6 protein-coding genes are annotated in these 8,936 nt (G+C 64.8%); 2 read left to right on the top strand and 4 right to left on the bottom strand.

Annotated elements, in window-relative coordinates; translation table 11 throughout:
* The coding region (locus tag ACDA63_RS07765) for a TRAP transporter large permease subunit (protein WP_373662649.1) at window positions 1-505 on the top strand (505 nt) is incomplete at its 5' end.
* Window positions 506-573: 68 nt separating this feature from the next.
* On the opposite strand, the gene ACDA63_RS07760 is transcribed toward ACDA63_RS07765, so the two are convergent.
* The 3 genes from ACDA63_RS07760 to ACDA63_RS07750 all read right to left on the bottom strand — a co-directional run bounded on the left by ACDA63_RS07760 (window position 574) and on the right by ACDA63_RS07750 (window position 4,696).
* Window positions 574-3,570: a YjbH domain-containing protein gene (locus ACDA63_RS07760; protein ID WP_373662648.1), complete on the bottom strand. Its 2,997-nt coding sequence runs from the start codon at window positions 3,568-3,570 to the stop codon at window positions 574-576.
* Window positions 3,571-3,626: 56 nt separating this feature from the next.
* Window positions 3,627-4,241, bottom strand: coding sequence for a hypothetical protein (locus ACDA63_RS07755; protein ID WP_373662647.1), 615 nt, complete (start codon window positions 4,239-4,241; stop codon window positions 3,627-3,629).
* A gap of 134 nt (window positions 4,242-4,375) precedes the next feature.
* Window positions 4,376-4,696: a hypothetical protein gene (locus tag ACDA63_RS07750; protein ID WP_373662646.1), complete on the bottom strand. Its 321-nt coding sequence runs from the start codon at window positions 4,694-4,696 to the stop codon at window positions 4,376-4,378.
* Window positions 4,697-4,967: 271 nt separating this feature from the next.
* On the opposite strand from ACDA63_RS07750, the gene ACDA63_RS07745 reads away from it, so the two are divergent.
* Window positions 4,968-5,837 carry an EamA family transporter gene (locus ACDA63_RS07745; protein WP_373662645.1) on the top strand — a complete coding sequence of 290 codons (870 nt, stop codon included), beginning with the start codon at window positions 4,968-4,970 and terminating at the stop codon, window positions 5,835-5,837.
* Between the two features lie 61 nt (window positions 5,838-5,898).
* Here ACDA63_RS07745 and gcvP read toward each other — a convergent pair whose 3' ends face one another.
* Entirely contained in the window at window positions 5,899-8,835 is a 2,937-nt protein-coding gene (gene gcvP, locus ACDA63_RS07740; protein WP_373662644.1) for an aminomethyl-transferring glycine dehydrogenase, read from the bottom strand.
* Window positions 8,836-8,936 lie beyond the last annotated feature (101 nt).

The raw sequence follows: 8,936 nt of genomic DNA, 5'->3' as shown, positions 1-8,936 counted from the left end.
CCGTCTCGCCAATCTGTATGGATTGATCCTGGCGGGCGCCAAGACGACCGCTGTCGTCATGCTGCTGGTCGCGGCGGCATCGGTATCGGCGTGGTTGGTTACGGCCGTCAATATTCCGCAGCAACTCGGCGAGCTTCTGCAGCCATTCGTCCACAACAAGACATTGCTGATCGCGATCCTGATGGTGCTTGGGTTGTTGATGGGCTGCGTGCTCGATCTGACGCCCAACATTCTCATCATGACGCCCGTGCTGATTCCCATCGTGGTGCAGGCGGGCATCGATCCAGTGTACTTCGGCGTGCTGTACGTGATGAACCAGAGCATCGGGCTGATCACCCCGCCGGTGGGGTCGGTGCTCAACGTCATCAGTTCTATCGGGAAGATGCCCATGAATCGCGTGGTGGGCGGCGTGTGGCCTTTCCTCGTGGCGGAGATCGGTGTGCTGGTGCTGCTGATTCTCTTCCCTTCGCTGGTGCTCGTCCCGCTGCAGTGGATGACGCGATAGCCACAGCGTGTCCACCACGAAAAACGGCTGGCACATGTGCCAGCCGTTTTATTTTCTGCACCGCAGGATCAGGGCTGCGTGGGCGCGAAGATGTCTTCACCCGTGTCGGGCGATTTGTCGCGCTTGTCCTGGGGCGGCGCAAATTGAAAGGCCTCACGGTCGCGCGTGCTGGTGACCGAATACAGCCGTTGCGAACGGCCCAACATCGCACCGCCGTCGCGCAACAGCGGTTGCCACACGAAGGTACCCGACACCGTGCTCGACCGCGGCAACATCGCATCGAACGGAATCGTCAGATAGATGCCCTTGTCGAAACTGCCTTCGCCGAACTGCTCTGCCGACACGTTGGTCTTGGTCGCCCAGGCACCCATGACGACGCCATTGTCGAAGCGGCGGCTGATGTCGACGGTGACGCCGCGATCGCCCGCGAGATACTGGCCCGCTGCCACGCGCGCGAAGATGCCGTTCCAGCCGGTGTCCCAGTACAGCGTGACGTGACCCGTGTTAACGGTGTAGTCCAGCATGCGGAAGTGCTGGTCGTAGTCGCGCTGCCGCACGCGGTTGACATCCACGCCCACCGCCCAGCGGCTGGCGACAGGGCGATACAGCCATTCCGCGCCGACGCCGGCGAACATCGATTCGAGCAGGCCGCCGTACACGCTGACAAAGTTATTGCGCGTGGGCTGTTCCACGTGTGTGAGCTGCAGGTTGGTCAGCGTCAGGCGCGAATTGGTGACGTATTCGCGCACGTGGGTGCGTACGCGCGGCAAATCAGAGTAACCCTCGAACTTGAACTTGTCGTAGTTATCCAGAATGCGCAGGTTGGCTTCGCCGCCTAGCAGCGTTTGGGGCGTGATGCGGTATTCCGCCCAGCCGCGCACGCCGATCTGGTAGAGCATGAACGCGTCCGGCCCGCCGAACGATTGGTAGAAGCTCGGTTGCAGGCCGCCGCGCAGGCGGTCGCGCTCGCTCGTCCAACGCGTGTCGAGCGATGACGGGGCGATGATCGGTGCGTCGGCCGGCGCCGGGCTTGGCACAGTTGCAGGGGCCTGCGCGCCGGGCGAGGCGTCAGCAGTCGGCACGGCCGCGGACGGAACGGTGTCGTCCGAACGCAGACGGTCTACGGCCGTGCCGTAGGCAAGTCCGCGATTGCCGCGAATGGCGGGCGCTTCTGCGGTGGTCTTGCGCGCCACCCAGTCGGCACGGTTGACGATCTGGCTGTCGAGCGCCATGCCATGCCGCACGAAATCGACCGAGAAAGTCCCCACGCCAGCCGGCGCATACAGATTCAACGTGGACACTGCGCGGTCGATGCGCTCTTGTCGGTAGGCCGAACTGGCGTCGTCCACCTTCAGGCGCAGCGTGTCGCCCTGGATGTCGATGCCTTCGACATACCAACCCGTTTGGCGGCTGATTTCGTCCGCAGCGGCTCGCCAGTCGGGCATCGTCTGACGCGCTTGCGCCGGCATCGCGGGGTAGGGCGGGTCGAATACCTTGGGGCTGGTCGAGCGCGACAGGTCGGTGTGCAGGGTGATACCCAGCATGGCCGTCGTGCCACGTTCGAAACCCGCAGTCAGGTCGACGGCGTTCGACAGTTGGTAGGTGGCGCCGAAATTGAACGGAATGCGCTGGCGCTGCGCGCCGAAAGGTTCCGATTGGTAGTCGTTGCCATCGTATTCGAGCTTGAGTACCAGCGGGTCGAACGGCGTGTGCCATTGGACCCCGCCAAACAGGCTCGTGCGGCCACGGAAGTAGTTCGAGGTGTTGGTCTCGCCAGTCGTGGTCGAACGCGTGCGCGTGTCGAATCGATTGCTGATGAAGCTCAGCGGATTGGGCAGGTTCTGCCGTGCACCGACATATCCCCAGCCGAGTCCGAGGCTCCAGTCGAAGTTGCCGAAGCGCTTGTTCGCCACCACGTATTCGCCCGAGAACAAACCCGTGCCGCCCAGGTCGCGGATGCCGACGGCGATCTCAGGCAGGTGCTCCGATTCTTTCCACAGGCGCACGCGGACGTCGATGCTTTTGTCCTTGTACGACTGGTCGCTGATGGTGAAGGTCGGGTCGTAGGGAACATCCTTCACGTCGGTGTAGCGGAAGGCGCCGGAGAGCCAATCGAGCGGCTGCAATACGACCGACACGCGGGTGTACGGTGACACCTTGCTGATGTGTACGCGGATATCGCCCGCGGGTGCCATGCGAGCAGTGGGTGTCTGCAACAGACCGATTTCGCCCCAGTCGTTCGAAGTGATCGGCAGGGCGCGCAGCACCTGGGGTGCGCGCTGAGTGATCACCAACGGGTTGGGAACCTGGAATCCCGCGCCGTCGTCGGCCGCCCCTTGCGTGGCGAGGAAGCGCACCATGTCGGCGGAGAAGGCTTCGTCCAGCCCGCTGTCAGCACGCGGTGCCCAGATCCACGCGCCCGGTGCGGGGGGCGTCTGGGGTTGCGCATTCCAATTGGCGATGCCGAAGCGCTGCTGGCGTCCATCCGGCTGCGCAATCCACACGACTGAACGATGCGCGGCATCTTCCGGTGTCATGCAGGCGCGCAGGTATTCGCCTGCCGATTCGCCCGGCACGTGCGGCACCTGGCAGGCGTCGCCCGTGTCGAGCACGACCGTCACAGTCGTTGGCCGTAACGGCAGGCGCACTTGCTGACCGCTGCGCAAGACCGGGTCCTGCGCCGGCATGCCTTCGAGCCAGCGCGGTTCGCCGATGGCAACCGTGCTACGCCCGGTGACGGGGCGCGCTTCCAGCCACTTTGCCAGCGCTGCGTGCGCGGGGTCGGCGCCCAACGTGTCGAGCAGGCGCGCCTTGATGATCGCCTGGCGCGAGACTTCTTCCGGCACTTGCCACAGCACACCGGGCAGGTAGGCGTGGCCCGCGGCGTATTGCGGCTGGCGCATGAGCCACGCGCTCAGCCGCTCGCCCGGTATCACGGCTGCGGTGTCAGCGTTCTGCGCGGCAGCGATGTTGCAATATCCGGCGAAGAAAAGCGTGCCGGCCGCGCTTGCCAGGCGCTGTACGAGTTGTTTCTGGGGGCAGGGAGGTCTTGTTGCGGGGTGCATCGGCTGCTACGTCGGCGCCACACCGGCGCCTCTCGGAATTGGGGTTGAGGCGCGGATCAGCTCGCGTTCTTGGCGGCGGGCAAGCGCTGAAGCGTCAGACACACGGTCGCCGACAAGCACTGCTCCAGATAGACGACGGCTTCGTTGCCCGTGCGGCCGAGGTCGACACCGTAGATCGCCGCCTGCATCTTGTTGGCGTCGTCAGCGCCGGTTGTCACGCCGGTTTCGCGAAACCACGCGAGCTGTTCGGGTGCAACACCGACGAGCGGTGTCTTTGTCTCGGGGCGGGCAATCGGCGTGATCGTGATCGCGTCTTTCAGGCCGTAGTGATAGCCGGGCATCACATCGCGCGTGCGGTGGTAGAACCACAGGCGGTCGGGCGCGGCGGCAACGCTCTGCCAGCTCGGCAATGCGCCGCTCGCGGTGCTGCGCCAGTCGGCTACTTCGACTCCGCTCGTCGCAACGATGCGTCCGTCGCGGATGCGCACCAGCTCGCCCGAGGCGCTGTACCAGTTTTCGGTTGGGCTGGCGGCTTGGCCGTCCTGAGCCGGTGTCGAATCGATCGATCCGAGCGCCAGTACCACCGGGGCACCGTTGATGACGATCTTCAGGTACCGAAACTGCGGGTTCAGCCGTGAGAGGTCGATCTCGTCCTTGTCCCGGTTCCACATTCCACGGATGGAGTCCATCCAGGCTGACGAGACCGAGGTGCATCCCGATAGCATCAAGGCGGCGGCGCACAGCAAAAGGGCGACGCACCCGGTGCGTCGCCCTTTCTTGTGGCCGGCAAGGAGCGGCCGACGAATCATCTCGTGGCGGTCGAGGTGTTCGTGTTCGTCGGGGTGCTGGAATTGTCGTTGCTGCTGGAGGCAATAGCGACGGCAGCGCCGATGGCTGCCGCAGCGGCGGCACCGATAGCGGCAAGGGTCCCCGCCGTCAAGCCAGCAACGGTGCCAGCGCCAGCGGCGGCGCCTGCTGCGCCAGCACCGGCTGCCGTACTGGCAGCACCCGTACCACCTGCACCAACACCAGCACCCGTACCTTCTGCCTGCGCTTGGGCCAGCAGCGGCATGGTTACCATCGGCACGCTCACGAGCGCGACTGCGAGAATTTTCTTCAAGGACATTGGAACGACTCCGAAACTGGAAGGGGAAAACACCTACAGCGCAAGGATAATAGCATTGTTACTAAATTTGCTGCATCGACCGTTGGTCGTCTCACAAATGGCGATTTTGGCGATATCGGGGCGTCTCGGCGGCATTTTGGCGGCCGCTCCAGCGCGACTGAGAACGGGCCGACAAGGTCCGGTCATCCGATTCAATCGTCATTCCGTTTTTTCGATCCGATTCCACCATGCAAAATAACGGCCCGAGTCATTCGTTCCTGAAGGCTTTTCGATGCATTTGATTGCCCTGAGCGCGTTGTGCAGCGTGCTCGTGTCGGTACTTCTGAAGGTGTCCCGTCGTTTCGATGTCGACGTGGCGCAGGCCGTCACGTGGAATTACCTCGCAGCATCGCTCCTGTGCGCGCTGCTCATGCGCCCGGACCTGTCGAGCCTGTGGCTGGCCGACACGCCCTGGCCGTCGTTGTTGTTGCTGGCGGCCGTACTGCCGTGTCTCTTTCTCGTGCTGGCCCTGAGCGTGCGCACCGCCGGCATCGTCCGGACAGACATCGCCCAGCGCCTGTCGCTGCTGCTCTCGCTGATCGCCGCATTCACATGGTTCGGCGAGCCGGCACCCGCGATGAAACTGGCAGGGCTGGCGCTGGGTCTGGTGGCGGTGGTGGGCATCCTCGCCCGCCCGGGCGTCGGCGGCGGAGAGCGCGCTTCCGGCGCCGGGTGGTGGTCGCTGCTGACGGTGTGGGTCGGGTTCGCGGCGGTGGATGTGATGCTCAAGCACATCGCGGCGGCCGGTACGCCGTTCGCGGCGTCGCTTCAGGTGACTTTCGCGCTGGCCTTCGTCGGGATGCTGGCGTGGCAGGTGTCGCGAGTCGCGTGCGGCGCGACGGCGCTACGCATGCGCAATCTGTCGGCCGGCCTGCTGCTGGGCCTGATCAACTTCGGCAACATCATCTTCTACGTGCAAGCCCATCGCGCATTGCCGGGACAGCCGGCAGTGGTGTTCGCCAGCATGAACATTGGCGTGGTCGTCCTCGGCACGCTGGTGGGTGTGGCGGGTTTCGGCGAACGACTGGCGTGGTTCAACAAGCTCGCGATCGTGCTGGCGGTGGCGGCCATCGCCATCATCGCGCTGGCGCCCCGGGCATGAAAAAGCCGGACGATGCGCGCGCATCGTCCGGCTTGGTCGCAGTCGGATCAGGTCGGCGAGATCAGGCGGCGTAATCGTCCATCGGCACGCAGGCGCAGAACAGGTTGCGGTCGCCGTAGACGTCGTCGATGCGATTCACGCTCGGCCAGAATTTGTTCTCTGCCACGTATGGCAGCGGGAAGACCGCCTCCTCGCGCGAGTAAGGACGATCCCATTCTCCGATGATGTCGGCCTGCGTGTGCGGGGCGTTCTTCAGCGGGTTGGCCTCGGCTGGCAGCACGCCTTGCTCGATGCGGCGGATCTCTTCGCGGATCTGCGTCATCGCGGCGATGAAGCGATCGAGCTCCGCCTTGGATTCCGACTCGGTCGGCTCGACCATGATCGTGCCCGGCACCGGGAAGCTCATGGTCGGAGCGTGGAAGCCGTAGTCCATCAGGCGCTTGGCGATGTCGACTTCGGTGATGCCGGTGGCAGCCTTGATCGGGCGGATATCCAGAATGCACTCGTGCGCCACGCGGCCCTGGCGGCCCGTGTACAGCACCGGGTAGTGCACCGACAGGCGTGCGGCGATGTAGTTGGCGTTGAGGATCGCCACTTCGGTCGCGCGCTTGAGGCCCGTGCCGCCCATCATCGTTATGTACATCCACGAGATCGGCAGGATGCTGGCCGAGCCGAACGGCGCGGCGGACACTGCGCCCTGGCCCTTGTTGGGCCGATTGCTGTCGCCCGTGGCGGCGACCACGTGGTCGGCCATGAACGGAGCCAGATGCGCCGCCAGCCCGATCGGGCCCATGCCGGGGCCGCCACCGCCGTGCGGAATGCAGAAGGTCTTGTGCAGGTTCATGTGGCTGACGTCGGCGCCGATGGTGGCCGGCGAGGTGAGCCCCACCTGCGCATTGAGGTTGGCACCATCCATGTACACCTGGCCGCCGTTGGCGTGGATGATTTCGCAGATTTCCTTGATCGATTCTTCGAACACGCCGTGCGTCGAAGGGTAGGTGATCATCAGCGCGGCCAGCTTGTCGCGGTGTTGCTCGGCGCGGGCCTTGAGGTCGGCCACGTCGACGTTGCCGTTGTCATCGCAGGCCACGACGACCACGTCCATGCCGCACATCTGCGCGGTCGCTGGGTTGGTGCCGTGCGCGGACTTGGGGATCAGGCACACGTTACGGTGCGATTCACCGCGCGAGGCGTGGTAGCGCGCGATGGCGACAAGACCGGCGTACTCGCCCTGCGCGCCGGAATTCGGCTGCATGCAGATGGCATCGAAGCCGGTGACCGCGCGCAGATACGCGGCCAGGCCATCGATCATTTCGGTGTAGCCGACGGCGAGCTTGCGCGGCACGAACGGATGTACGTTGGCGAATTCGGGCCAGGTCACCGGGATCATCTCGGCCGTGGCGTTGAGCTTCATCGTGCACGAGCCCAGCGAGATCATCGAATGGTCGAGCGCGAGGTCGCGGTTCTGCAGCTTTTTCAGGTAGCGCAGCATTTCGTGCTCGGTGTGGTGCATGTTGAACACCGGATGCGTGAGCACTGCGCTGCTACGAACGAGCGCGGCGGGAATGGCGCCCGCTGCGACGCGCGCGTCGAGCGCATCGATGTCGGCTTCGACGTAGCCGTGGCGCACGGTCGGCACGGCCTGACGGTCGCGCTCGAAGTAGCCGGCGAAGATGTCCAGCAGGCGGATCAGATCCTTGCGCGTGGTCGTCTCGTCCAGGGCGACGCCCAGCACGCCTTCGGACACGGGACGCAGCAGATAGCCGGCGGTGAAAGCGGCTTCGAGGATCGATTCGGTCGACGCGCCGGTCTTCACGTGCAGCGTGTCGAAGTAGTTGTCGTTCGCCAGTTGCAGCCCGGCATCCGTCAGCCCCGCGGCGAGGATCGCCGTCAGGCGGTGAATGCGTGTGGCGATGGTCTTGAGGCCTTGCGGACCGTGATACACGGCGTACATGCCCGCCATGTTGGCGAGCAGCACCTGCGAGGTGCAGATATTGGAGTTGGCCTTCTCGCGGCGGATATGTTGCTCGCGCGTCTGAAGTGCCATGCGCAGCGCGGTCTTGCCGCGAACGTCCTTGGACACGCCGATGATGCGGCCGGGCATGGCGCGCACGTTGGCTTCGCGCGTGGCGAAGAACGCGGCGTGCGGGCCACCGAAGCCCATCGGTACGCCAAAGCGCTGCGCCGAACCAAAGGCGATTTCCGCGCCCATCTCACCGGGCGACTTCAACAGCATCAGGGCCATCAGGTCGGTGGCCACTGCCACCACCGCGCCGCGCGCCTTGAAATCGGCGATGACGGCCGACGGATCGATAACTTCACCGCGCTCGTTCGGGTATTGCAGCAGCGCGCCGAACACGTCGTGCGCAGCCGCTTCGGTCAATTCGGCCACTACCAGCTCGAAGCCGAAGTAGGTTGCGCGCGTGCGCACGACGTCCAGCGTCTGCGGGAACACGGCGGCATCGACAAAAAACTTGTTCGACTTGGACTTCGACACGCGGCGCGCCATGGTCATGGCTTCGGCCGCGGCGGTGGCTTCGTCCAGCAGCGAGGCGTTGGCCAGCTCCAGCCCGGTCAGGTCGCACACCATCTGCTGGTAATTGAGCAGCGCTTCGAGTCGGCCCTGGGCGATCTCGGCCTGGTACGGCGTGTACGCGGTGTACCAGCCGGGGTTCTCCATGACGTTGCGCAGGATGACGTTCGGCGTGTGCGTACCGTAGTAACCCATGCCGATGAGCGACTTCTTGTAGCCGTTCTTCTGCGCGATGGTCTTCAGACGCGCCAGCGCTTCCACCTCGGTCGTCGGCTCACCGATGGCCAGTGGCGCCTTCAGGCGGATGGCTGCCGGCACGGTCTGATCGATCAGGGCGTCCAGCGTCGGCACGCCGAGCGCGGCGAGCATGGCGGCCTGTTCTTCGGCATCCGGGCCGATGTGGCGGGCGATGAATTCGTCGCGTTGTTCAAGCGCGGCCAACGGCGCGGTGGAGATGTTCGTCATGGCTGTCAGTTCTTCAAAAATGGGGACGTCGCAAAGTCGACGCGGTTGCCGTTTGCCGGTCTTGTGGTGGCCTGTCGGTGGTGACGGGCGTTTCAGTCCGG

Origin of the sequence: Uliginosibacterium sp. sgz301328, assembly GCF_041807905.1 — a bacterium.
Classification (GTDB): Bacteria; Pseudomonadota; Gammaproteobacteria; order Burkholderiales; family Rhodocyclaceae; genus JBGVSA01.
Note: the sequence above shows the minus strand (reverse complement) of the source record. Positions and strands in the feature narration are given on the sequence as shown.